Annotated in this window: 21 protein-coding genes and 1 riboswitch; of the genes, 5 read left to right on the plus strand and 16 right to left on the minus strand. The window is 69.5% G+C overall.

The window, feature by feature from the left end; all coding sequences use genetic code 11:
• Positions 1–19: 19 nt before the first annotated feature.
• The gene (locus OG524_RS09785; RefSeq protein WP_405391329.1) at positions 20–877 is read right to left on the minus strand and encodes a metallophosphoesterase; all 858 of its coding nucleotides are present in this window, start codon (positions 875–877) and stop codon (positions 20–22) included.
• A gap of 280 nt (positions 878–1,157) precedes the next feature.
• Between OG524_RS09785 and OG524_RS09790 the strand changes: the two genes are divergently transcribed.
• Positions 1,158–2,954 carry an AMP-dependent synthetase/ligase gene (locus OG524_RS09790; RefSeq protein WP_405391328.1) on the plus strand — a complete coding sequence of 599 codons (1,797 nt, stop codon included), beginning with the start codon at positions 1,158–1,160 and terminating at the stop codon, positions 2,952–2,954.
• 81 nt (positions 2,955–3,035) lie between these two features.
• Here the strand turns inward: OG524_RS09790 and OG524_RS09795 are convergent, their stop codons facing one another.
• Positions 3,036–4,178, minus strand: a complete 1,143-nt coding sequence (locus OG524_RS09795; RefSeq protein WP_405809864.1) for a glycosyltransferase family 4 protein — start codon at positions 4,176–4,178, stop codon at positions 3,036–3,038.
• Between the two features lie 68 nt (positions 4,179–4,246).
• Here OG524_RS09795 and OG524_RS09800 point away from each other — a divergent pair, with 68 nt between their 5' ends.
• The gene (locus OG524_RS09800) at positions 4,247–5,482 is read left to right on the plus strand and encodes a glycosyltransferase 87 family protein (RefSeq protein WP_405391326.1); all 1,236 of its coding nucleotides are present in this window, start codon (positions 4,247–4,249) and stop codon (positions 5,480–5,482) included.
• Here OG524_RS09800 and OG524_RS09805 read toward each other — a convergent pair.
• The 4 genes from OG524_RS09805 to OG524_RS09820 all read right to left on the minus strand — a co-directional run bounded on the left by OG524_RS09805 (position 5,439) and on the right by OG524_RS09820 (position 9,855).
• Positions 5,439–6,692: a hypothetical protein gene (locus tag OG524_RS09805; RefSeq protein ID WP_405809866.1), complete on the minus strand. Its 1,254-nt coding sequence runs from the start codon at positions 6,690–6,692 to the stop codon at positions 5,439–5,441. The two genes, OG524_RS09800 and OG524_RS09805, sit on opposite strands and share 44 nt — an antisense overlap.
• A 203-nt stretch (positions 6,693–6,895) precedes the next feature.
• The gene (locus OG524_RS09810; RefSeq protein WP_405391324.1) at positions 6,896–7,921 is read right to left on the minus strand and encodes an NlpC/P60 family protein; all 1,026 of its coding nucleotides are present in this window, start codon (positions 7,919–7,921) and stop codon (positions 6,896–6,898) included.
• A gap of 292 nt (positions 7,922–8,213) precedes the next feature.
• Positions 8,214–9,575: an NYN domain-containing protein gene (locus OG524_RS09815; RefSeq protein ID WP_405393252.1), complete on the minus strand. Its 1,362-nt coding sequence runs from the start codon at positions 9,573–9,575 to the stop codon at positions 8,214–8,216.
• Positions 9,576–9,612: 37 nt separating this feature from the next.
• Complete coding sequence (locus OG524_RS09820) at positions 9,613–9,855, minus strand: hypothetical protein (protein ID WP_056784268.1); 243 nt, start codon at positions 9,853–9,855, stop codon at positions 9,613–9,615.
• Between the two features lie 169 nt (positions 9,856–10,024).
• Between OG524_RS09820 and OG524_RS09825 the strand changes: the two genes are divergently transcribed.
• Positions 10,025–10,777, plus strand: coding sequence for a rhomboid family intramembrane serine protease (locus OG524_RS09825; protein WP_405391323.1), 753 nt, complete (start codon positions 10,025–10,027; stop codon positions 10,775–10,777).
• Positions 10,774–11,055, plus strand: coding sequence for an Lrp/AsnC family transcriptional regulator (locus tag OG524_RS09830; protein ID WP_007451244.1), 282 nt, complete (start codon positions 10,774–10,776; stop codon positions 11,053–11,055). The genes OG524_RS09825 and OG524_RS09830 overlap by 4 nt, the downstream gene beginning before the upstream one ends.
• A gap of 90 nt (positions 11,056–11,145) precedes the next feature.
• Here the strand turns inward: OG524_RS09830 and OG524_RS09835 are convergent, their stop codons facing one another.
• The 6 genes from OG524_RS09835 to OG524_RS09860 all read right to left on the minus strand — a co-directional run bounded on the left by OG524_RS09835 (position 11,146) and on the right by OG524_RS09860 (position 18,283).
• Entirely contained in the window at positions 11,146–12,522 is a 1,377-nt protein-coding gene (locus OG524_RS09835) for an aminotransferase class V-fold PLP-dependent enzyme (protein ID WP_405391322.1), read from the minus strand.
• Between the two features lie 172 nt (positions 12,523–12,694).
• A riboswitch (SAM riboswitch) is annotated at positions 12,695–12,812 on the minus strand.
• 125 nt (positions 12,813–12,937) lie between these two features.
• The gene (gene trpD / locus OG524_RS09840) at positions 12,938–14,002 is read right to left on the minus strand and encodes an anthranilate phosphoribosyltransferase (RefSeq protein WP_405391321.1); all 1,065 of its coding nucleotides are present in this window, start codon (positions 14,000–14,002) and stop codon (positions 12,938–12,940) included.
• A gap of 124 nt (positions 14,003–14,126) precedes the next feature.
• On the minus strand, positions 14,127–15,752 hold the full coding sequence (locus tag OG524_RS09845; RefSeq protein ID WP_405391320.1) for a cytochrome bc complex cytochrome b subunit: 1,626 nt from the start codon (positions 15,750–15,752) through the stop codon (positions 14,127–14,129).
• On the minus strand, positions 15,749–16,801 hold the full coding sequence (locus OG524_RS09850) for a Rieske 2Fe-2S domain-containing protein (RefSeq protein WP_405391319.1): 1,053 nt from the start codon (positions 16,799–16,801) through the stop codon (positions 15,749–15,751). Before OG524_RS09850 ends, OG524_RS09845 begins: the two co-directional genes overlap by 4 nt.
• Entirely contained in the window at positions 16,798–17,607 is an 810-nt protein-coding gene (locus OG524_RS09855; RefSeq protein WP_405391318.1) for a c-type cytochrome, read from the minus strand. The genes OG524_RS09850 and OG524_RS09855 overlap by 4 nt, the downstream gene beginning before the upstream one ends.
• Before the next feature lie 55 nt (positions 17,608–17,662).
• Positions 17,663–18,283: a heme-copper oxidase subunit III gene (locus OG524_RS09860; protein WP_056784286.1), complete on the minus strand. Its 621-nt coding sequence runs from the start codon at positions 18,281–18,283 to the stop codon at positions 17,663–17,665.
• Between the two features lie 187 nt (positions 18,284–18,470).
• Between OG524_RS09860 and OG524_RS09865 the strand changes: the two genes are divergently transcribed.
• Positions 18,471–18,872: a hypothetical protein gene (locus tag OG524_RS09865; protein ID WP_405391317.1), complete on the plus strand. Its 402-nt coding sequence runs from the start codon at positions 18,471–18,473 to the stop codon at positions 18,870–18,872.
• 57 nt (positions 18,873–18,929) lie between these two features.
• Here OG524_RS09865 and OG524_RS09870 read toward each other — a convergent pair whose 3' ends face one another.
• The 4 genes from OG524_RS09870 to coxB form a co-directional block, all read right to left on the minus strand.
• A complete protein-coding gene (locus tag OG524_RS09870; protein WP_405391316.1) occupies positions 18,930–20,183 on the minus strand; it encodes an Ig-like domain-containing protein in 1,254 nt (417 codons plus the stop codon).
• A gap of 125 nt (positions 20,184–20,308) precedes the next feature.
• Positions 20,309–20,707: a cytochrome c oxidase subunit 4 gene (locus OG524_RS09875; protein ID WP_405391315.1), complete on the minus strand. Its 399-nt coding sequence runs from the start codon at positions 20,705–20,707 to the stop codon at positions 20,309–20,311.
• A complete protein-coding gene (gene ctaD, locus OG524_RS09880) occupies positions 20,704–22,440 on the minus strand; it encodes a cytochrome c oxidase subunit I (RefSeq protein ID WP_405391314.1) in 1,737 nt (578 codons plus the stop codon). Before ctaD ends, OG524_RS09875 begins: the two co-directional genes overlap by 4 nt.
• Positions 22,437–23,405, minus strand: a complete 969-nt coding sequence (coxB, locus tag OG524_RS09885) for a cytochrome c oxidase subunit II (RefSeq protein ID WP_405809871.1) — start codon at positions 23,403–23,405, stop codon at positions 22,437–22,439. The genes ctaD and coxB overlap by 4 nt, the downstream gene beginning before the upstream one ends.
• Positions 23,406–23,586 lie beyond the last annotated feature (181 nt).

The following is a 23,586-nucleotide window of genomic DNA, read 5'->3' on the forward strand; positions in this document are numbered from 1 at the left end:
GTGGCCGGCGCCGTGGCATTCACCACTCCAGGGCCCAGGGCCGTCCGGTCGAGGCGAAGTGTCCGACGTTGACGCACTCGGTGACGCCGATCCGCATCCGGCGTGCCAGCGGCTGGTGGACATGGCCGAAAATCGCGTATCGGGGGCGGGTGCGGTGGATGGCGTCCAGGAGTGCGCGGCTGCCTCGTTCGAAGCGGCGGGCCACCGTGTCGTACGTCAGCTCGGGCACCTCGGGCGGGATGTGCGAGCACAGGACGTCCACCGGGCCGAGCGCCTCGACCTTGGCGGCGTACTCCTCGTCGCTGATCTCGTACGGGGTGTTCATCGGGGTCTCCAGGCCGCCGCCGACGAAGCCGAACACCCGGCCGCCTATCTCGACGCGCTCGCCGTCCAGCACGGTGGTGCCGGGCCCGGCGTACTCGGGCCAGAGTCCGGGCACGTCGACGTTGCCGTAGGTGGCGTACGTCGGGGTGGACAGGACGGCGAACATCTCGGCGTACTGCTTGCGCACGGCCTCGATGATCGCGGCGTTGCGGTCGCGGCCCGCCCACAGTTCGCGGCCGAAGGCGCGTGCCTCGTCGAAGCGCCGCGCGGTGCGCAGGGCGACGATGCGGTCGGCGTTCGCCACACCGAAGAGGTCGGGGAAGATGCCGCGCGAGTGGTCGGCGTAGTCGAGGAAGAGGACGAGGTCACCCAGGCAGATCAGCGCGTCCGCGCCGTCCCCGGCCCGTGCCAGCGCCTCCGTGTTGCCGTGCACATCACTGACCACGTGCACGCGCGTCCTACGGTTCGGTGTGTCCCCGCCGCTCCCGGTCACGCCCCCGCCGTCCCCGGTCGCGCCCCTGCCGTCCGGTCCGCCGCCTCGCATGCCTCGCATGGAGTTCACCCTAGGTGTCCGCGCCCACGCCGGGTAGTGCCCACCGGACCTGCGGTTACCTGCGGCGTGTGACGTGGGTGGACTAATGTGCGCGGGAGGACCACTTATATGTGTGATGCATAAGACATCTGGCCGGAACCCCCTATCCGGAATCCGGTACCGGTGGGTAACGTCCCGCCAGTCCAGTCGTGCTCACCCCACCGAGCACCTGCCAGTCTTGGACCGCATCCGGTGCGTCACACAGAGCCGTGGAACCGGAGCCCGATGAGGAGCAGCAGTCTTGCGCGAGTTCAGCCTTCCGGCCCTGTACGAGGTCCCTACGGACGGCAACCTGACGGATCTCATCCGCCGCAACGCCGCTCAGCATCCCGATGTCGCGGTCATGAGCCGCAAGGTGGCCGGAGTCTGGACGGACGTCACGGCCACCCGGTTCCTCGCTGAGGTCAGAGCCGCCGCGCGTGGCCTGATCGCGGCGGGCGTCGAGCCCGGCGACCGGGTCGCCCTCATGTCCCGTACCCGCTTCGAGTGGGTGCTGCTGGACTTCGCGATCTGGAGCGCGGGCGCGGTCACCGTGCCGGTCTACGAGACCAGCTCCCCCGAGCAGGTCCAGTGGATACTCGGCGACTCGGGCGCGGTCGCGGTCGTCGTGGAGAGCACCGCCCACGCCGAGACCGTCGCCTCCGTGCGCGACGCGCTCCCCGGGCTGCGGCACGTGTGGCAGATCGACGAGGGCGCGGTCGCCGAGCTGACCGCGAGGGGTGCCGAGGTCTCGGACGAGACCCTGGACCTGCGCATGGTGAGCGCCAAGGCCGACGACCCGGCCACCATCGTCTACACCTCGGGCACCACCGGGCGTCCCAAGGGCTGTGTGCTGACGCACCGCAGCTTCTTCGCCGAGTGCGGCAACGTGGTGGAGCGGCTGAAGCCCCTCTTCCGTACCGGTGAGTGCTCGGTCCTGCTCTTCCTGCCCGCCGCGCACGTCTTCGGCAGGCTGGTCGAGGTCGCTTCGGTGATGGCCCCGATCAGGCTCGGCTGCGTGCCGGACATCAAGAACCTCACGGACGAGCTGGCCTCCTTCCGGCCGACGCTGATCCTGGGTGTGCCGCGGGTCTTCGAGAAGGTCTACAACTCGGCGCGCGCCAAGGCGCAGGCGGACGGCAAGGGCAAGATCTTCGACCGTGCCGCCGACACGGCGATCGCGTACAGCCGGGCGCTGGGTACCCCGCAGGGCCCGTCGGTCGGCCTGCGGATCAAGCACAAGGTCTTCGACAAGCTGGTGTTCTCCAAGCTGCGGGCCGTGCTCGGCGGCCGCGGCGAGTACGCGATCTCCGGCGGCGCGCCCCTGGGCGAGCGGCTCGGCCACTTCTTCCGCGGTATCGGCTTCACGGTGCTGGAGGGCTACGGCCTCACGGAGACCTGCGCGGCCACGGCCTTCAACCCGTGGGACCGGCAGAAGATCGGTACGGTCGGCCAGCCGCTGCCCGGCTCGGTCGTGCGGATCGCCGACGACGGCGAGGTGCTGCTCCACGGCGAGCACCTGTTCGCGGAGTACTGGAAGAACGAGGCCGCGACGGCCGGGGCGCTGGCCGACGGCTGGTTCCACACGGGCGACATCGGCACGCTCGACGAGGACGGCTATCTCGCGATCACCGGCCGTAAGAAGGAGATCATCGTCACGGCGGGCGGGAAGAACGTCGCCCCCGCGGTGATCGAGGACCGGATCCGGGCGCACGCCCTGGTCGCGGAGTGCATGGTGGTCGGCGACGGACGGCCGTTCGTCGGCGCCCTGGTCACCCTCGACGAGGAGTTCCTCTCCCGCTGGGCCGAGGAGAACGGCAAGCCGGCCGGTTCGACGGCGGTGTCGCTGCGCGAGGACGCCGATCTGCTGGCCGAGGTGCAGCGGGCGGTCGACGACGGCAACGCGGCGGTGTCCAAGGCGGAGTCGGTGCGCAAGTTCCGCATCCTGTCGGCGCAGTTCACGGAGGAGGCGGGTCACATCACTCCGTCGCTGAAACTGAAGCGGAACGTCGTGGCGAAGGACTTCGCGGACGAGGTCGAGTCGATCTACCGCGGCTGAACGCACGGGAACGCACATGCCGCAGGGGCCCGCACCATCACGGTGCGGGCCCCTGCGGCATACACCCCTGCGGCTCCCGCCTCAGAGCAGCGTCCGGAGCTCCTCGGCGAGCAGGTCCCAGCGCCACTTCTCCTCGACCCAGGCCCTGCCGCGCTCCCCCATCCGCCGGCGCAGCGCGGGGTCGCCGAGCAGGGTGACGATCCGGTCGGCGGACTCCTCGGCCGACCCGCCGCGCACCACGTACCCGGTCTCGCCGTCGAGCACGGCGTCCGGGGCACCGCCCGAGTCGCCCGCGACGACAGGCAGTCCGGTCGCGGAGGCCTCCAGGTACACGATCCCCAGGCCCTCGACGTCGAGGCCGCCGCGCCGGGTGCGGCAGGGCATGGCGAAGACGTCCCCGGCCCCGTAGTGCGCGGGCAGTTCCTCCCACGGCACCGCTCCGGTGAAGCGCACGGAGTCCTGGACTCCCGTCTCCGCGGCCAGTTTCCCCAGCTGCGCGGCGTACGGTCCGCCGCCGACGACCAGCAGGACGGCGTCCGGCTCGCGGGCCAGGATCGCGGGCATGGCGAGGATGAGGGTGTCCTGGCCCTTGCGCGGGACGAGCCGGGACACGCACACGACGACGGGCCGGTCCGCGAGCCCGAGCCGGGCCCTGATCCGGTCGCCGCCGGAGGCCGGGTGGAAGGTCTTCTCGTCGACCCCGGGGGGCAGCTGGACCATCCGGCCCGCGGCCTCGGTGGTGAGCGCGGCGGCGATCCTGGAGCGGGTGTACTCGCCGAGGTAGGTGATCGTGTCCGTGCCCTCGCCGATGCGCCGCAGCAGCTGCCGGGAGGCGGGCAGCTGGGCCCAGCCCGCCTCGTGGCCGTGCGTGGTGGCCACGATCCGGCGGGCGCCGGCCTTGCGCAGCGCGGGGGCCATCAGCCCGAGGGGGGCCGCCGCGCCGAACCAGACGGAGGAGCAGCCGTGCGCGCGCAGCAGCCCGACCGCCTGCCGGGTCACCCGTGGGGTGGGCAGCAGCATCGTCGTACGGTCGCGTACGACGGTGAAGGGCTGTTCGGCGTCGAAGGCGGCGGTGGCCTCGGCACCCTCGGGGCCGCGCTTCCAGGTGGAGGCGTAGACGACGAGCTGTCCGGGGTCCAGGCGCAGCGCCATGTTGTGCAGGAAGGCCTGGATGCCACCGGGACGGGGCGGGAAGTCGTTCGTCACGATCAGGGTCTTGTCCATCGCCGCCGACAGTACCGGGCGACCGCGCGGCCCTGTCTGACAGCTCCTGTACATCCGATGGCGGCATCATGACGCCCATGCGTCTGTCCCTCGCCGCCTGGACCCTCACCCGAGTGGTTCTGCTGCTCTGCGTCTTCAAGGTGTTCACGGTGCCCGGCCCGGACGTCACGAGCGACGTGGCGGTCATCTACCACGGCTGGTACGAGGTACTCCTCGCCGGTTCGTATCCGCTGGACGACGTCACCTGGCAGTATCCGCCCGGCGCCGCGCTGGCGGTGCTCTCCCCGGCCCTGCTGCCCTTCCTGGAGTACGCGTCCGCCTTCTTCCTCCTCGTACTGCTCTGCGACGCCGTGGTGTTCGGGCTGCTGCTGTACGCGGCGGGGCGGCCCGGCACGCGTGCCGCGGGCGCCTGGGTGTGGGTTCTGGGTGTCCCGCTGCTGGGGCCGACCGTGTACGCCCGGTACGACCTGATGGTGACGGCCGTCGCGGTGGCGGCGCTGCTGGCCGGGGTGCGCCACCCGCGGGTGCTGGGCGCGCTGGCCGCCTTCGGCGCGCTGCTGAAGGTGTGGCCGGTGCTGCTGCTGGTGGGCACCGCCCGGGGGCGGGCGACCCGGCGCGCCTGGTCGGCCGCGGCGGTGACGGCCGGGGTGCTCGCCCTGGTGGCGGCGCTGGCCCTGCCGGGCGCGTTCGCGTTCCTGACGTTCCAGCGGGACCGGGGCCTGGAGATCGAGTCGCTGGGGGCGCTGGCCATCCATGTGGCGCGGTGGTACGGCTGGGAGGGCGGGGTGGAACTGCGGTACGGGTCGATGGAGTTCACCGGCCCGCACGTCGCCCTGGTGAGCACGCTGGCGCTGTGGCTGAGCGTGGTCGCCCTCGGCTGGCTGGTGGTGTGGCGGCTGCGGGCGAGGAGGTTCGCGGTGCACACCCCGGCGGACGCGGCGTTCACCGCGGTGCTGCTGTTCACCACGACCAGCCGGGTCATCAGCCCGCAGTACATGGTGTGGCTGGTCGGGCTCGCCGCGGTGTGCCTGGTGTTCCGCGGCAGCCGGATGGCGCTGCCCGCGTGCCTGGTCCTGGTGGCCACCGGCGTGACCCTGCTGGAGTTCCCGCTGGGTTTCGCGCACGTGGTGGCCGGTGACGGGCAGGGCGTAACGCTCCTGGCCGTGCGCAACGGCCTGCTGGTCGCTGCGACGGTGACCGCCGGGTGGCGGCTGTGGCGCGGGACCGTGCCGGGGGTGCGGGGCGGGGAGGCGGAGCGGGTCAGCCGAGCCGGTCGCGCAGATAGTCCCGCCAGCGCGCCGTGAAGTCCTGCGGTGTCGTGCCGAGCACGTTCTGCATGGCGTGCTCCACCGCCCCGTCCCGCCCGGAGCGGGCCCCGACGGCCTTGTAGAAGGCGATCAGCTCCTCCTCGCCCCAGTCCCGCACGATCAGCTCGCAGGCCAGCCAGCCGCCCTCGTACGCCTTCGCCAGCGTCTCCGCGTCCCCGCCGAAGCCGAAGTCCTCGTCCACCGGCAGTCGCGCGGGCAGGTCACCGCCCCGTACCGCCTCGGCCAGATCGGGGGCGAGCTCCTGGGCGGTACGGCTCTCCTGGCGGTACGCGGTGAGGTCGGCGAAGCCCTCGGAGAGCCAGACGGGGGTGGCGGCGGAGGTGTGGGACCGGGTCGCCACATGGGTGGTCTCGTGGGTGAGGACGACCCGCCGGCCGAACTCGCCGAGCATTCCGTACGCCTGCGGGTTGACGATCACCCGGTCCGCGGGCCGCCGGCCGCTGCCGCCGACCTCGCCCGTCGTGACGGCCGCTATGCCCCGGTAGCTCTCCACGGGTGAGCCGAGGAGCCCCGCCATGTCGTCCACGGACTCGGGTACGAGCACCACGACCCGCCGCGCCCAGGGTTCCGGCCAGGCGCCGGAGACGGCCGGCACGGCCCGGTCCGCGGTGTCCGCGACGCGGCGCAGCTCCTCCGCCGGGCGGCCGACCCCCAGGACCAGGCTGTGCGTGCCCCGTACGACCTCGACGTCGCCCTGCTGCCAGAGCAGCCCGGGAGTGTCCTCGGCCGCCCGGTCGGCGGCGATGTACCAGGGGCCGTCAGCGCCGCGGCGTACCAGCTCGACCGTGCGGGACGAGGACATGGGGGCATTGTCGTAGCCCTTGAACCGGTAGCGCAGCTCGACGTCGGCGCTGACCCGGCCGGTGCCCGCTCCGGAGACGCCGTTCACCTTGTACGCCCAGGACTCCAGCGGCACGTCGGCCAGGTTGCGCAGCTCGGTGCGCTGGGCCGCCCGGAAGGACTCGGCCCGCGGGTCGAGCGCGGCCAGGTAGGCCTTGGTGTCGTGGGCCATGACGGCGGTGGCGCGCCGGTCCAGGGTGACGCCGATCTCCTCGGCCGTGACGCGGTCCGCGGTGTCCCGGGGCGCGGCGCAGGCGGACGCGAACAGCAGTCCGGCGAGCACGGCGCCCGCCGTGCTCCGTCCGCGGGTACGTCCCCGCCGCGTGTCCCGCGTCCCAGCAGCCATCCAGCCGATCGTACGGTCAGACGCGGGTGACCGAGGAGACGGGCATCACCGACGGGGTCGTGGATGACCCGGTCCGCCGCCACCCTGGCGGCCGGAGGTCACGCCGGGGGCGGGCGGCGATACGACGACGCCCCGCCGGTGACCTGTCGGTCTCCGGCGGGGCGGGTGTCGGCGGGGTGTGCGGTGGTTCGCCCGTTCGGGCGTCAGATCCGCACGCCGAACTGGAAGGTGCCCATGTAGTCCATCGACTCGTAACGGACCACGGTGCCCGGCTTCGGGGCGTGCAGGATCTGGTTGTTGCCCGCGTACAGGCCCACGTGCGAGGTGTTGTTGAAGAACACCAGGTCGCCCGGCTTGAGGGCGCCGCGGCCGATCCGCACGCCGTCGTTGATCTGGGTGTACGTGGTGCGGGTGATCTGGGCGCCGGCCTGGGCGTAGGCCCACTGGGTCAGGCCCGAGCAGTCGAACGAGTTGGGGCCGGTGCCGCCGGAGACGTACGGCTTGCCCTGCTGCGTGGAGGCGGCCTGGAGGGCGGCGGCGCCGAGGGCCGAGGCGGGGGCCTCGTTGCCGAGCTGGACCCGCTCGCCGGCGGCGCGGCTGGCGCGCTGCTCCTCCTCGTCCATCTTGGCCCGCTCGGCGGCGGTGAGGGTGTTGAGCAGCTTCTGTGCGTCGGCGAGCTTGCCCTGCTGCTTCTTCTTGTTCTCGTCGAGCGTCTTGCGGACGTCGGCGAGGTCACCGATCTTCGCCTGGGCTTCCTTGCGCTGCTGCGCGAGTGCGCGCTGCTTCGCCTGGATCTTCTGCAGCGACTCGGCCTGCTTGGCCGTCAGCTGGTCGAGCGCGGAGGCCTGGTCGAGGAAGTCGTCCGGGTCCGAGGAGAGCAGCAGCTGCACGGACGGGTCGAGCCCACCGGAGCGGTACTGCGCGGTGGCGAGCGAACCGAGCTCGCCGCGCAGGGTGTTGAGCTCGTCCTGGCCGCGGGCGACCTTGTCCTGGAGCGCGTCGACCTGCTTCTTGAGCTTGCCCTGCGCCTCCTCGGCGCCGTTGGCCTTCTCGGTGGCGGCCTCGGCCTCGTGGTAGAGCTTGTCGACCTTCGCCTTGACCTCGCTCTTGGTCGGCTTGGGGTCGGCGTGGGCGGCCTGGGAGGTCAGGGCCACGGCTGCTGCGGCGGTCGCGGTGAGCACGGTCACGCGGGTGCGGCTCGGCTGCTTGGGACGACGGTGGGACGCCACGAAGGCGAGCTCCTTCTTCCTCGAGCCGCCTACCGGGCTGTGGGGGACGGAAATCCCCGGCTCCGTGCACGTCACGGACTCGGCGGTTCCTTCGCTGTCACCCCGGGTGGGCGATCATCCGTGCGAAGGTTCGAGGCCTGACCCTAGTGACCATCTTGTGATCAGTTCAAATCCTCACGAGAAAAATCTCGTCACACCAGGCACTTCTTTACTTTCATCACACGGCGTGTAGCGGTGAGTTGACGGTACGTTCCAGAAATTCCGGCAAGCCACCCATGCCGCACATACGGAACTAGACGCGCGAAAGCCTCTTCAGGAGCAAGGCGGACGCGACCGGTCTGGCTCCCGCCTTCGCCACCCCGTCGGCCACCTCACGGTCGGTGGAGACCACCACGACGGGCCTGCCCGGCGGTTCGGCGCGGGCCAGCTGTCTGATCAGCTCGTCGGCGGTCACCCCCGCCTTGCTGAACAGCACACGCACCCCGCGCGGCGGCGCGAGCAGCACGGGGGCCGCCAGCTCGGCCCCGTCGAAGACACAGGTCATCTCGGCGCCGGTCTGGGCGGCGAGGACCGAGAGCCCGCCCAGGAGCCGCAACCGCTGCTTCTCCAGCGGCATCTGCGGATAGCCGGTCTTCGTCACGTTGTAGCCGTCGACGATGAGATGCGCCTGCGGCAGCGCGAGCAGCTGGTCGAGCAGCGCCGGGTCGGTCTCCGAAAGGGCTCTGGCCGCGATGTCCTTCGGGGACATCCGGCCGGGCTCCACCGCGTCGACGCCGTCCGCCGGGCGGATCGACGAGGGCGGCAGGGCCAGTTCACGACGGAGCCCCTGAGCGGCGTCCAGGACGGTGTCCAGGAGCAGCCGCAGCCGCATGTCCTCGACCGAACGCCCTTCCCTGGCAGCCCTGCGGCCGGCCTCGACGGCGGTCTCCGCCTCGGCGAGGCGTGCCTTGAGCCGCCGGGACTCACTCTCGGCGGCGGACACCTGGGCCGCGGTCTCGGCACGCACCCCGTCGGTCTCGGCGCCGCTCCTGCGCAGGGCCGCCTCGCCGCGCTTCACCTCGCTGAGGGCGCTGCGCAGCTTGCGCTGCAGGGACTCGGTCTCCTTGCGGGAGGCGTCCAGCTCGGCACGGAGCCTTTCGGTCTCGGCCCTGATCTGGCCGCGCGCGGCGGCCAGCTCCTCGCGGAGCCGCTCCAGCTCGTGCCGGGTCTCCTCGTCGGCCCGCTCGGCGTCCGCCCGCTGGACCTCCTCGCCCGCGGCGGCCACCAGCTTGACCCAGCCGGCCGGCCGCAGCACGTATGCGGCGGCGGCCACGTCGACCGGATCGGCCGCGGCGGGAGGTGCACCGGATTCCAGCGCGGCGGCCAACTCGGGCTGGGTCTGGCCGATCCGCTCACCGATGCGCCGGCGGAACGCCGCGTCGCTCTCCAGCGCGGCCGCCATCGCGTTCCCCGCGAACTTGGCCCGCCGGCTCGGGGTGAACCTGGCGTACTGCCGGAGCTGTGCGGGGAGTTCGCCGACGGTCAGGCCGCCGAACGCGTCCGAGACGAGCGCCACGACCTTGCGGCGCACGCCTTCGGGCAGCGGACGGTCGAGCGACTCCGCGGCACCGTCGGCCTCGTCGGCCGGTTCGGCGCCGCCTGTCGGCTGCTCCACCATCCATCACCCCAATGTGTCTGTCCGCGCGGCCCCGTCAGGAGTCGGCACCCGGCCTGTCGACCAGCTCGATCTGGTCCACCGCGTTGCACCAACGACAGCGGACCGACTCGATGGTCTCACTGACCACCTCGCGCTCCTCGACACTCGACTCCCCGGCCAGGTCGAGATGTACGTACTCCACGACCTTGGAGGAGCGCGTCACGTCGAACCGGGTGAGATTGCCGCAGAGCGTGCAGCGCCAGCGGGTCCCGTCCGTAGGCAGGGGAACCGTCGTCATCGTTGCGTCCTCTTTCGTCGTTCGTCGAGTCTCGTGGTGCCCAGGTCTTCGATCTCGCGGTGCGCCGTCGAACTGCGGATGTCCTCGGGTAACCCTACGGCCTAGCGCATACCCATCGACACGGCGAGGCGGTCCGTCCCGTTGTCACCCGGTACGTCAAGCTCTGTACGTGATCGATTGGCGGGAAGTCGACTGGCGGGCACGGGCCAGGGAACTCGGGGCGGCGACCGCACCGGGCGGCGCACCGGTCACCTACGGGCTCATGGCGCTGTGCTTCGCCGTCTTCCTCCTCAGCCCGCTCTCCGGCCTCGCCCCGGTCCGCGGCTCCGCCGACGCCCTGCTCGCCTCGCAGGCCGGCTACTTCGAGCGGTGGGGCGTGATCCCCAGCGAACTCCTGGACGGCTCCGCCCACGCGGCACTCACCCCGCTCACCGCACTCTTCGTGCACGGCAGCTGGCTGCACCTGCTGGGCAACATGCTCTTCCTGTACGTGTTCGGCGCCATGACCGAGGAACGCATGGGCCGCGCCGAGTTCGCCTTCTTCTACGTCTGCTGCGGCTATTTCGCCCTGGTGGTCTACGCGGTCGTGCACTCGGGTTCCGACCAGACCCTGGTGGGCGCGTCGGGGGCGATCTCGGCGGTGCTCGGCGCCTTCCTCAGCCTCTTCCCCCGCGCCCGGGTCACCAGCCTCTTCCCGTTCCTCTTCTTCCTGCCGCTGCGCTTCCCCGCCTGGATCGTGCTCGTGTTCTGGTTCGTCCTGCAGTGGCTGGCGGCGCAGGGCGCGGGCAGCGGCCCGGGCGTGGCCTACCTCGCCCATGTGGCGGGCTTCGCCACCGGGTTCCTCTACGCCTGGGGGCGCTTCCGGGGTGGGGTTAGGGTGAAGGCTCCAGCCACGGCCACCGAGGGAGAAAGCAAGCCGTGATCACCGCGATCGTGCTCATCAAGACCAGCGTGGACCGGATTCCCGAGATCGCCGAGGCCATTGCCGCGCTGGACAGCGTCAGCGAAGTCTTCTCGGTCACCGGTACGTACGACCTGATCGCCATGGTCCGGGTGGCCAAGCACGACGATCTGGCCGACGTCATCCCCGGCCGCATCAGCAAGATCCCGGGCGTCGAGGGCACCGACACCCACGTCGCCTTCCGTACGTACTCGCAGCACGACCTCGAGGCGGCCTTCGCCATCGGCCTCGACGCGTAGGACATACGGACTCGACGCGTAGGACACCACGGCTTCGGCCGGGGACGGGAGTGCCGCTCCCGTCCCCGGCCGAAGCCGTACCCGAAGCCGTCAGATCTGTGCTGCGCCCCGGTCCGGGACGCAGCGGCCGCCCTCGGTGCGGTAGGTCCACCGCGCACCGGTACGGACCAGTTCCCGGACCGCGCCCAGGAACCGCTCGATGTGCTCGTCCGGCGTACCGGCCCCGAAGCTCACCCGGATGGCGTTGAGCGACCTCTCCCCCGGCTCGGCCTCCGGCGCACCGCACTCGCCCGGGTCCTGCGGCTCGCTGCCGAGCAGCGTACGGACGAGCGGGTGGGCGCAGAACAGTCCGTCGCGCACCCCGATGCCGTACTCCGCGGACAGGGCGGCGGCGAAGTGCGAGCTGTTCCAGCCCTCGACGACGAACGAGATGACGCCGACCCGCGGGGCGTCGTCGCCGAACAGCGAGAGCACCTTGACGGCGGGCACCTCCGCCAGTCCTTCACGGACCCGGGTGACGAGCTGCTGCTCGCGTGCGACCAGCCGGTCGAACCCGGCCTCGGTCAGGGCCTTGCAGGCGGCGGCGATGGAGTAGACGCCGATGACGTTGGGCGATCCCGCCTCGTGCCGGGCCGCCGTGGTGTGCCACTCCACGTCCACGCCCCCGTCGGTACGCCGGGCGACCTTGCGGGACGCGCCGCCGCCGGCGAGGTACGGTTCCGCGTCCAGCAGCCAGTCGGCGCGGCCCGCGAGGACGCCCGAGCCGAACGGCGCGTACAGCTTGTGCCCGGAGAAGGCGACCCAGTCGACGTCCAGCTCCGCGATGTCCACCGGGTGATGGGGCGCCAGCTGCGCCGCGTCGAGCACGATGCGCGCCCCGTGGGCGTGGGCCGCGGCGGCCAGTTCCCTGACCGGCCACAGCTCACCGGTGACGTTGGACGCACCGGTCACGCAGATGAGCGCCGGGCCGTGCGGGTCACGGTCGGCCAGCGCCCGCTCCAGCGTGGCGACGGCCTCGGCGGGGGTGCGCGGGGCGTCGAGGTACGTCACCCGGGCGTCGCGCCAGGGCAGCAGCGAGGCGTGGTGCTCGGTCTCGAAGACGAAGACCTGGCAGTCGGCGGGCAGCACGGAGGCGAGCAGGTTGAGGGAGTCCGTCGTCGAGCGGGTGAAGACCACCTGGTCCCCGGGACGGCAGCCGAGGAAGTCCGCGACCGTCGTGCGGCTGCTCTCGAAGAGGTCGGTGGAGAGCTGCGACAGGTACCCGGCCCCGCGGTGCACGCTGCCGTAGTACGGGGCGTAGGCCGCCACGTCGTCCCACACCCGCTGCAGGGCCGGGGAGCTCGCCGCGTAGTCGAGGGCGGCATAGGTGACGTCGCCACCCGTAACCAACGGAACAGTGACATCCGCCCCCAGAACGGGCAGCGGGGCACAAAGGGACTGGTCGAGGACAGCAGTGGAGACAGACATGGCGAACTCCCGTAACAGGCAGGCGAAATCCTCGCGCCGGCAGTACGCGGCAGCGCGGGGAAAGAAGAAAAGGGTGTGCGGAGAAGGGCGTTGAGCCCTATCGCATTCGCTTGCTCACAAGAGGCTCCCTAGGGACCAGGACCCCGGGGGTTGGCATCCACAGATGCCGAGGGGCCCGCGCTTGCCGCAGACCTCGCTGCCTGCGGCCCGGTCTTCACCCGGGGCACCCCGCCACGGACGGAGGGTTGCCGGACAGCGGGCCGGGGCCGTAGTCGCTGTCACTCATGACCTGCGCAGCATCTTGCCATACCTGCCTGTACACGCAAGGGCGCAGTCCGCGATCCGGACTGCGCCCTGCTTCACCTCACACGCCCGTGGGCCGTCGACACGCGCGACACGGCCGGAACGAGGGGTCCTACGCGTTGCTCGCGGCCACCCAGCGCTCCAGTGCGCGCTTGGCCGCACCCGAGTCGATCGACTCGGCGGCCCGCAGCATCCCCGCGGCGATCTGCTCGTTCAGAGTGCCCTCGCCCGGGTCGAGGGCGACCAGCGCGGCAGCCGAGTTCAGCAGCACCGCGTCGCGTACCGGACCGGTCTCCCCGTCCAGCAGCCGGCGGGCGACGTCCGCGTTGTACGAGGCGTCGGCGCCCCGCAGCGCCTCGACCGGCACCAGCTCCAGGCCGACGTCGCGCGGGTCGAACGCCTCCTCGCGCACGGTGCCGTCCCGGACGATCCAGACCCGGGAGGTCGCCGTGGTGGTCAGCTCGTCGAGACCGTCGTCGCCCCGGAAGACGAGCGCCGAGTTGCCCTTGTCGGCGAGCACGCCCGCGACGATGGGGGCCATCTTCACGTCGGCGACCCCGATGGCCTGGGAACGCACCCGGGCCGGGTTGGTGAGCGGGCCGAGGATGTTGAAGGTGGTCTGCGTGCCGAGCTCCTTGCGGGCCTTGGCCGCGTAGCGCAGGGCGGGGTGGAACTTCACGGCGAAGCAGAAGGTGATGCCCGCCTCCTCGGCGACCTCGGCCACCCGCTGCGGTGTCAGTTCGAGACTGACGCCGAGCTTCTCCAGGACGTCGGAGGCACCGCTCGCCGACGACGAGGCGCGGTTGCCGTGCTTGACGACCTTGGCGCCGGTCCCCGCGACGACGATCGCCGACATGGTGGAGATGTTGACCGTCTTGGCCAGGTCGCCGCCGGTGCCCACGATGTCGACCGTACGACCGGGCACGTGGATGGTCCTGGCGTGCGCGTACATGGCGTTCACGAGGCCGGTGACCTCGTCGACCGTCTCACCCTTGGCCCGCAGCGCGACCGCGAACCCGGCGATCTGCACGTCGGTGGCCTCGCCGCTCATGATGCGGTCCATGGCCCACGCGGTGTCCTCGGCGGTCAGGTTCTCACCGCGCAGGAGAGGGGTGAGCACGCCGGGCCAGGAACGGGCCGCCGCGCTGTCGCCGCCGTCCGGGGTCGCCATGTTCATGGTCCGCTCCTGGGGTCCACAGCCGATATGGGGATCGGTCCCCACCCTATCCAGCCCCGGGAACGGCGAAGAGCCCCGTCCATCGAATGGACGGGGCTCCTGCTGTGGCGATCAGCTGAGGTGATCAGTGGTGGCCGTGGCCGCTGGTGATCTCCTTGTACTCCTCGGCGGTGGGCTTGGCGATCTGGCTCTCGTCGCCGTAGTAGCTCTTGCTGAGCTTGGCCCGCAGCTTCTGGAGGGACGACGGCTTGCGCTCGACGCCGTTCTTGTCGACCGTGGGGCCGATCTCGACCGGCTTGTACTGCTCGTGCGCCGTGAGCGTGTGCAGCTGCTCCGGACCGAGCGGCTCGTGGATCTCGACGAACTCACCGTGCGGCAGGCGCTTGATGGTGCCGGACTCGCGTCCGTGCAGCACCTTCTCCTTGTCGCGGCGCTGGAGGCCGAGGCAGATCCGCTTGGTGACGATGAACGCCAGGACCGGTCCGACGAAGAAGGCGACTCGTACGAACCAGCTGATCGCGTTGAGCGACAGGTGGAAGTGGGTCGCCCAGATGTCGTTGCCGCCGCCGATCAGCATGACGAAGTAGATCGTCACCCAGGCGACGCCCAGCCCGGTACGGGTCGGAGCGTTGCGCGGACGGTCCAGGATGTGGTGTTCGCGCTTGTCCCCGGTGATCCACGACTCGATGAACGGGTACATCGCGAGCGCGCCGAGGACGACGCCGAACAGCACCAGCGGGATCAGCACGCCCAGGACCAGCGTGTGGCCCCAGAGGTTGATCTCCCAGCCGGGCATCACGCGGACGAAGCCTTCCGCGAATCCCATGTACCAGTCCGGCTGGGCGCCCGTGGACACCTGGTCGGGACGGTAGGGGCCGAGCGCCCAGATCGGGTTGATCGTGGCGATCGCGGAGAGGATCGCGATGAAGCCGAAGACCAGGAAGAAGAAGCCTCCGGCCTTGGCCATGTAGACCGGCAACAGCGGCATGCCGACGACGTTCTTGTTCGTCCTGCCCGGTCCGGCGAACTGCGTGTGCTTGTGGAAGAAGACCAGGATGAGGTGGCCGACCACGAGCCCGAGCATGATGCCCGGCAGCAGCAGGATGTGGATCGAGTAGAACCTCGAGATGATGTCCGTACCGGGGAACTCCCCGCCGAACAGGAACATCGAGATGTACGTACCGACGATCGGCATCGACAGGATCGCGCCCTGCGTGAAGCGCACACCCGTACCGGAGAGCAGGTCGTCCGGGAGCGAGTAGCCGGTGAACCCGGTGAACATGCCGAGCACGAAGAGCAGGAAGCCGAACAGCCAGTTGATCTCGCGCGGCTTGCGGTACGCGCCGGTGAAGAACACTCGGAACATGTGTACGAACATGCCGGCGAGGAAGATGATCGCGGCCCAGTGGTGGATCTGCCGGACCAGCAGGCCACCGCGGACGTCGAAGCTGATGTCCAGGGTCGAGGCGTAGGCCGCGGACATCCGGATGCCCTGCATCGGCTCGTACGAGCCGTGGTACACGACCTCGTTCATGCTCGGGTTGAAGAACAGCGTCAGGTACACACCCGTGAGGATGATGATGATGAAGCTGTAGAGGCAGATCTCACCGAGCATGAAGGACCAGTGGTCCGGGAAGATCTTGCGCATGTTGGCCTTGGCCAGGCCGTAGATGCCGAGCCGGCCGTCCGCCCAGTCGGCCACCCGCTCACCGGCGGGCGCCTTGCGCTGTGTTTCCGTCGTAGTACTCATCCGCGCTCCCAGAAGGCAGGACCGACGGGCTCTTCGAAGTCGCCGAGCGCCTCGAGGTTGCCCTCGCTGTTCACGCCGATCCGCAGCTGCGGAAGGGCGTGACCGGCCGGACCGAAGATGACGCGGGCGCCGTCGGAGAGGTCGAAGGTGGACTGGTGGCACGGGCAGAGCACGTGGTGCGTCTGCTGCTCGTACAGGCTGATCGGGCAGCCGACGTGGGTGCAGATCTTGGAGAAGGCCACGATTCCCTCGTGGGCCCACTCGCGCTCGCGCTTGTCCTTGATGTTGTCCGGCTCGATGCGGATGATCATCAGGGCTGCCTTGGCGATCTGCGTCTGGAAGTCGTGCGCGTCCTCCTCCAGGCCCTCGGGCATGGCGAAGGTCAGCGAACCAACGACGATGTCCTCGGGGCGCAGCGGCTCCATGGTGTTCATGTTGACGAGCTGCTTGCCCTTGGCCCACAGGGTCACGCGGAGCTTCTTCTCCGGCAGCGGACCGAGGTCGCGCAGCAGCACCACGCCGGAGAGCGGCACCAGGGCCAGCGCGCCGAACATGGTGTTGCGGATCAGCTTCCGCCGCCCGATCGCGGACTCCCTGGCACCGTCCGCGAAGTCGGCCATGACCTTGGCCTTGACCTCGGGCGTCGCCTCGATGGCGTGCCGGTCGTCGGCGACCTCCACGTCGGACATCAGGGTGCGCGCCCAGTGGACGGCGCCCGCGCCGATGGCGAAGAGCGCGACGCCCAGGGTCAGACCCAGGGAGAAGTTGAGCGCGCTCACGTGCCCGAACGGCCAGATGTAGACGATCTTGTCGACCGGGAAGATGACGTAGCAGGCGATGAAGCCGACCGTCGCCAGCATGGACAGCGTGAACATGAAGGCGACGGCTCGCTCGGAGCGCCTCGCGGCCCGTTCGTCGATGTCCTGGATGCGCGGCTTGTGGGCCGGCAGCCCTGGGTCGGCGAACGGGTCGGCCGCCCCCTCTACCGCGCTGTGCGCGGTGCCCTGCTCTACCGGCAGGTTCTCTTCTGGAATCTGTTGGCTACTCATGACTTCTTGGCCTTAGCGGTGTGGGCCGCGACCCATACGGCGATGGCGATCAGGCCGCCCAGGCCGAAGATCCAGCCGAAGAGACCCTCACTGACGGGGCCGAGGCCACCGAGCGAGAGCCCACCGGGGGTCTCGGACTCACTGCCGTTGACGGTCTTGACGTACGCGATGATGTCTTTCTTCTGCTGCTCCGGCATGGTGCTGTCCGGGAACGACGGCATGCTCTGCGGGCCGGTCTGCATGGCCTCGTAGATGTGCTTCGGGCTCACGCCTTCGAGGTCCGGGGCGTACTTCCCGTCCGTCAGGGCGCCGCCCTGACCGGTGAAGTTGTGGCACTGCGCGCAGTTGTTGCGGAACAGGTCGCCGCCCTTGGCCACGTCGGCGCCCGCGGGGTCGACCTGGCTCTCGGTCGGCGTGATCGGACCGGCACCCAGCGACGAGACGTACGCCGCGAGCTGGTCGATCTCGGCCTGGGTGTAGATGACCGGCTTCTTCGGTACCTGGGCACCCGGCTGCTGGGCCGGCATACGTCCGGTACCGACCTGGAAGTCGACGGCGGCGGAGCCGACGCCCACGAGGGACGGCCCGTCGGTGGTTCCCTGACCGCCGGCTCCGTGGCAGCTGGCGCAGCCTACGGAATAGAGCTTCTTGCCCTCGTCGATCGCGAGGGACTGGGCGGTTTCGTCGGCCTGTGCCTTACCCGCAGGCGCAAACGCGGCGTACAGCCCCCCGGTAGCCGCCAGCGCGAGGAGTAGTACGACGACCGCCGCCAGCGGATGGCGTCGTCGTGCGGAGAGCTTTTTCACGGATTACCCCGGTGTCAGGATCTTCTGCGTCGATGGTGGGTGGGTGCGAGCCCGGTTACTTGATCATGTAGATCGTGGCGAACAGGCCGATCCAGACGACATCGACGAAGTGCCAGTAATAGGACACGACGATGGCCGCGGTGGCCTGCTCGTGGGTGAACCTCGAGGCCGCGTACGTCCTGCCCAGAACGAGCAGGAAGGCGATGAGACCGCCTGTCACATGCAGACCGTGGAAGCCGGTCGTCAGGTAGAACACCGAGCCGTACGGGTCGGAGGACAGGGAGAGACCCGCGTCCTTGACCAGCTCGGTGTACTCGAGGACCTGGCCTCCGATGAAGATCGAACCCATCACGAACGTGATGATGAACCAGGTGCGGAGCTTCTTCACATCGCCCCGCTCCGCGGCGAAGACGCCGAGCTGGCAGGTGAGAGAGGAAAGCACCAGGATCGTCGTGTTCGTCGCCGAGAACGGGAAGTTCAGATGGTCGGCCATCTCCTTCCAGTGGTCGGGTCCCATCACCGATCGCAGGGTGAAGTACATCGCGAAGAGGGCCGCGAAGAACATCAGCTCGGAACTCAACCAGATGATGGTTCCGACGCTGGTGAGGTTCGGTCGATTGACCGACGGGTGCGCGTGCCCGGTTTCTACTGTCGTTGCTGTCGCCACGACCGACATTATGTCGGTCGCTTATCCCGCCCTCACTCCCGGGGGTGCTGTTCGGTGTGTCAGTGGAGTGTGTCCGCACCGAACGGCCCATCGAAACGCTGTCATTACCGGTGCTGACAGGCTGTCCGCCGGAGTACGATCCGCCCATCGGTTCATGCCCCGAGAGCCCCGAAGACACAGATGTCACGGAGGAACAATGCAGCCGACCGCCACGGTCCTGGTCTACAGCGACGACGCCAACACCCGTGAGCAGGTGAAGCTGGCCGCCGGCCGCAGGCCCGCGGCGGACGTGCCCCAGGTGGAGTTCCTGGAGTGCGCCACGCTGCCCGCGGTCCTGAGCGCGCTCGACCGGGGCGGTGTGGACGCCTGCGTGCTGGACGGCGAGACGGCGCCCGCGGGCGGTATGGGCGTCTGCCGGCAGATCAAGGACGAGATCTTCGACTGCCCGCCGGTGCTGCTGCTCATCGGACGCCCGCAGGACGCCTGGCTGGCCACCTGGAGCCGCGCGGACGCGGCGGTGACCCATCCGGTCGACCCGGTCGGCTTCGCGGACGCCCTGGCCTCCCTGCTGCGCCACCGGCTGTCCGTCGGGGCCTGACGGGTCCGGGGACCCCGCGTACGGTCCCTGCCCGGCGCGGCGCACTCCCCGGCCGGATCAGACCTGGGGGCGCAGTCGCGCCGTCTGGACGTCGGTGCCCGCGTCGGGGGTGCCGCTGCGCAGCGCGCTGCCCTTCTGCCAGCTGTCCCAGGCCAGGTTCCAGTCGCCGAAGCCGTTGTCGAACGGTGTCATCGTCTCGCCCTCGCTGCCGACGACCTTGACGATGTCGCCCTCGCGCACCGTGTCGAAGAACCACTCGGCGTCGGCGGTGCTCATGCCGGTGCAGCCGTGGCTGACGTTGGCGTTGCCCTGTGCGCCCGTCGACCAGGGGGCCGCGTGGACGTACTCGCCGCTCCAGGTGACGCGGGTCGCGTAGTAGACGGGGAGGTCGTACGACTCGGACGAGCCGGCGGCGATGCCGATGCTCTCGCCGCGCATGCGTACGTAGTACTCCTTGCCCAGCACGACCTTGACGCCGTTGCGGGTGGAGAAGCCGGGCTTGCCGGTGGTCACCGGAATGGTGTTGATCACTTCTCCGTTGCGCAGGACCGTCATGGAGTGGTCCGAGGCGTCGGTGATGGCCTCGATGCGGTCGCCGGTGGCGAGCTTCAGAGGCTTCGCGGCGGCCCCGTAGAGGGCGTTGGTGACCTTGATGCCCTTGAGGTTGCTGCGGACGTCGATGGTGGCGTCGGCGGGCCAGTACTCCTTGGGCCGGTAGTGCAGGGTCTTGTCGTCGACCCAGTACCAGGAGCCCGTGACCGCGGGGGTCGACCGGACCTGCAGCCCGCGTTCCACGGTGGCCCTGGCCGCCCGGTCGGTGACCGGAGCGCTGAGTTCCGCCGTGACGGGCTGCCCGACGCCGTAGGTGCCCGCCTGCGGACCGAAGGCGACCTTCAGGAACTTCTTCGCGGAGGTCGTTCCGAAGGCGTACGTACGGCTGCCGGGGGCGCCGTCGCCGTCCTCCGTGGAGACCTTGACGGTGTACCGGGTGCCGGCCGCGAGCGAGGCGGTGGAGTGCCAGCGCTTCCCGTCGGCGTCGAGTTCGCCCGCCAGGTGGCGGCCCTCCGTGTCGACGGCAGTCACATCCGTGATGCGGACGTCGTCATCCTTGACGGTGACTTCGAGGGGCTTGTCGGGGTCGGCCTTCTCGTCCTTGGAGGGACCGTTGAAGGTGACCAGGTCGGCCGCGTCGTGCGGCTTCAGGGAGAGTGGATGGCCATCGGGCTCGCCACAGGCGGTCGCACCTGCAACCAGGGTCACGACCAGCAGGGTGCAGCTCACCAGGGTGCGGATGCGCGGCGTGTGGTTCATGAACCCACGCTAAGAAGATTCATCCGATCCAGCGCGTTCAGTGACTGCAAACGGGGGCCCGTACCGCTCTGTGACGAGCGGTACGGGCCCCCGTACAGGTGCCGCCGTCCGTGGACGGCGCGGTGCTACTGGGTGCGGTTCTCGCCTCGGTAGTACTCGAAGACCCAGCCGAAGAGGCCGATCAGGAGCATCGGGGCCGCGAAGTAGGCCAGCCACCAGCCGAAGACGACGCCCAGGAAGAGGAAGGCGCCACCGATGGCCAGCGAGAGCGGCTGCCAGCTGTGCGGGGAGAAGAAGCCCACCTCACCGGCTTCGTCCGCGATGTCGGCTTCCTTGTTGTCCTGGGCCATCTGGTCGACCCTGTTGGCCGTGAAGGCCAGGTAGAAGCCGATCATGACGGTCAGTCCGAAGGACAGGACGAGCACGGTGGTGCCCACCGGCTCCTTCGACCAGACGCCGTACGTGACGGCCATGGCCAGCATGAAGACGCTCAGCCAGAGGAAGAGCTTGCCCTGGATCTTCACTTGCCGTCCTCCTTGCCACCGACGAGGACCTTGTCACCCTCGGAGAGGTGATCGAGCTGCTCGAGCGCCGCGATCTCCGGGTGGTGCAGGTCGAACGCCGGGGATTCGGAACGGATGCGCGGCAGGCTGACGAAGTTGTGCCGCGGGGGCGGGCAGGACGTCGCCCATTCGAGCGAACGGCCGTAGCCCCACGGGTCGTCGACCTCGACCTTCTTGCCGTACTTCGCGGTCTTCCACACGTTGTAGAAGAACGGGAGCATCGACAGGCCGAGCACGAACGAGGACACCGTCGAGATGGTGTTCAGCGCGGTGAAGCCGTCGGCGGCGAGGTAGTCCGCGTAACGGCGCGGCATGCCCTCGGCACCGAGCCAGTGCTGCACCAGGAAGGTGCCGTGGAAGCCGATGAACAGCGTCCAGAACGTCATCTTGCCGAGCCGCTCGTCCAGCATCTTGCCGGTGAACTTCGGCCACCAGAAGTGGAATCCGGCGAACATCGCGAAGACCACGGTGCCGAACACGACGTAGTGGAAGTGCGCGACGACGAAGTACGAGTCGGAGACGTGGAAGTCCAGCGGCGGCGAGGCCAGGATCACGCCGGTCAGACCACCGAAGGCGAAGGTGATCAGGAAGCCGACCGACCAGAGCATCGGTGTCTCGAAGGACAGAGAACCCTTCCACATCGTGCCGATCCAGTTGAAGAACTTCACACCGGTCGGTACCGCGATCAGGAAGGTCATGAACGAGAAGAACGGCAACAGCACACCGCCGGTCACGTACATGTGGTGCGCCCACACCGTGACCGAAAGGCCGGCGATGGAAATCGTCGCCGCGATCAGACCGATGTATCCGAACATCGGCTTCCGGCTGAATACCGGAATGATCTCGGAAACGATTCCGAAGAACGGCAGGGCGATGATGTACACCTCTGGGTGTCCGAAGAACCAGAAGAGGTGTTGCCACAGCAACGCGCCGCCATTTGAGGCGTCGAAGATGTGTGCGCCGAATTTCCGGTCGACTTCCAGCGCGAAGAGTGCCGCGGCCAGGACCGGGAAGGCCAGCAGGACCAGGACACCGGTCAGCAGGACGTTCCAGGTGAAGATCGGCATGCGGAACATCGTCATGCCGGGGGCGCGCATGCAGATGATCGTGGTGATGAAGTTGACCGCACCGAGGATCGTGCCGAAGCCGGAGAAGGCCAGACCCATGATCCACATGTCGGCGCCGACGCCCGGCGAGCGGACCGCGTCCGACAGCGGGGAGTAGGCGAACCATCCGAAGTCGGCGGCGCCCTGCGGGGTGAGGAAGCCGGCCACCGCGATGAGCGAACCGAAGAGGTACAGCCAGAACGCGAACATGTTCAGCCGCGGGAACGCCACGTCGGGCGCGCCGATCTGCAGCGGCATGATCCAGTTCGCGAACCCGGAGAAGAGCGGCGTCGCGAACATCAGCAGCATGATCGTGCCGTGCATCGTGAACGCCTGGTTGAACTGCTCGTTCGACATGATCTGCGTACCCGGGCGGGCCAGCTCGGCGCGCATGAAGAGCGCCAGGAGACCGCCGATGCAGAAGAACACGAACGAGGCGACCAGGTACATCGTGCCGATGGTCTTGTGGTCAGTGGTGGTGAGCCACTTGACGACCGCGCTCCCCGGCTGCTTGCGCCGCACCGGCAGCTCGTCCTCGAAAGAGTCGTCTGCTGCCGCGGCACCCTGAGATTCGTTGAGGATGCTCACAGTTTGTTCGTCTCCGCATTCCTGGCCGGGTCCGTCTGCTCGATGCCTGCCGGCACGTAGCCCGTCTGACCCTTCTCCGCCAGCTCCTTGAGGTGCTGCTGGTAACGCTCGGGGGAGACGATCTTGACGTTGAAGAGCATCCGGGAGTGGTCGACGCCGCAGAGCTCGGCGCACTTGCCCATGTAGGTGCCCTCCTTTTTCGGAGTCACCTCGAACGCGTTGGTGTGGCCCGGAATGACGTCCTGCTTCATGAGGAACGGCACCACCCAGAAGGAGTGGATGACGTCACGCGAAGTCAGCACGAAGCGGACCTTCTCGCCCTTCGGCAGCCACAGGGTCGGACCCGGGTTGCCGTTCTGCGGGTTGCGCGTACCGGGGATGCCCACGTCGTAGACGCCGCCGGCGTCCTTGGGGAAGTCCTTGCTGTACTTGTCGGGGATGGCGTCGAGTTCCTTCGGGACCTCGCCGCCCGTGGAGGGCGAGCCCTCCACGTTCTCGATGTAGTTGAAGCCCCAGCTCCACTGGTAGCCGACCACGTTGATGGTGTGGGTGGGCTTCGGGCTGAGCTCGAGGAGCTTCGACTCGTCGCGCGCGGTGAAGTAGAAGAACACCGAGACGATGATGAGGGGGACCACTGTGTACAACGCCTCGATGGGCATGTTGTACCTGGTCTGCTGAGGTACCTCCACCTTGGTCCTGCTACGCCGGTGGAAGATGACGCTCCACAGGATCAGTCCCCAGACCAGGACACCCGTGGCGAGCGCTGCCGCCCACGAGCCCTGCCAGAGGGAGAGGATCCGAGGGGCCTCTTCCGTTACCGGGGTGGGCATACCGAGGCGGGGGAAATCCTCCCAGTTGTATTCACAACCGGAGGCCGTCGCCAGGACCAGGGCCGCAGTCAGCACCTGCGGCAGCTTCCGCCGCATCGGGCGCCGCGACGAGCGGTCGGAGCCGTTGGGACTCACGTAGCGCCTTCCCGAGAGTCTCGCCCGCACGGTCGGCGCGGCCGTTTCGCTTGGTCGGTCGCCGGCCCTGACGCGGGCAGGGGTTTGGATGTTTATGCGGACCAAACCCTACTGGACGCTATTTGGGGTCGCGCGGGGAGGGTGCCCAACGCGCCGCCCGACACCCCGAAGGGGTGGAATC

It is taken from the genome of Streptomyces sp. NBC_01520 (genome assembly GCF_045040375.1).
In the GTDB taxonomy this organism is placed as follows: domain Bacteria; phylum Actinomycetota; class Actinomycetes; order Streptomycetales; family Streptomycetaceae; genus Streptomyces.

Coding starts and splice junctions, on each gene's coding strand:
- OG524_RS09800 (WP_405391326.1), top strand. CDS start 4,247: ATGACGCCCATGCGTCTGTCCCTCGCCGCCTGGACCCTCACCCGAGTG.
- OG524_RS09850 (WP_405391319.1), bottom strand. CDS start 16,801: ATGAGTAGCCAACAGATTCCAGAAGAGAACCTGCCGGTAGAGCAGGGC.
- trpD (WP_405391321.1), bottom strand. CDS start 14,002: ATGAACATGGCGACCCCGGACGGCGGCGACAGCGCGGCGGCCCGTTCC.
- OG524_RS09820 (WP_056784268.1), bottom strand. CDS start 9,855: ATGACGACGGTTCCCCTGCCTACGGACGGGACCCGCTGGCGCTGCACG.
- OG524_RS09835 (WP_405391322.1), bottom strand. CDS start 12,522: ATGTCTGTCTCCACTGCTGTCCTCGACCAGTCCCTTTGTGCCCCGCTG.
- OG524_RS09870 (WP_405391316.1), bottom strand. CDS start 20,183: ATGAACCACACGCCGCGCATCCGCACCCTGGTGAGCTGCACCCTGCTG.
- OG524_RS09795 (WP_405809864.1), bottom strand. CDS start 4,178: ATGGACAAGACCCTGATCGTGACGAACGACTTCCCGCCCCGTCCCGGT.
- OG524_RS09860 (WP_056784286.1), bottom strand. CDS start 18,283: ATGTCGGTCGTGGCGACAGCAACGACAGTAGAAACCGGGCACGCGCAC.
- OG524_RS09785 (WP_405391329.1), bottom strand. CDS start 877: ATGCGAGGCATGCGAGGCGGCGGACCGGACGGCAGGGGCGCGACCGGG.
- OG524_RS09805 (WP_405809866.1), bottom strand. CDS start 6,692: ATGGCTGCTGGGACGCGGGACACGCGGCGGGGACGTACCCGCGGACGG.
- OG524_RS09845 (WP_405391320.1), bottom strand. CDS start 15,752: ATGAGTACTACGACGGAAACACAGCGCAAGGCGCCCGCCGGTGAGCGG.
- OG524_RS09865 (WP_405391317.1), top strand. CDS start 18,471: ATGCAGCCGACCGCCACGGTCCTGGTCTACAGCGACGACGCCAACACC.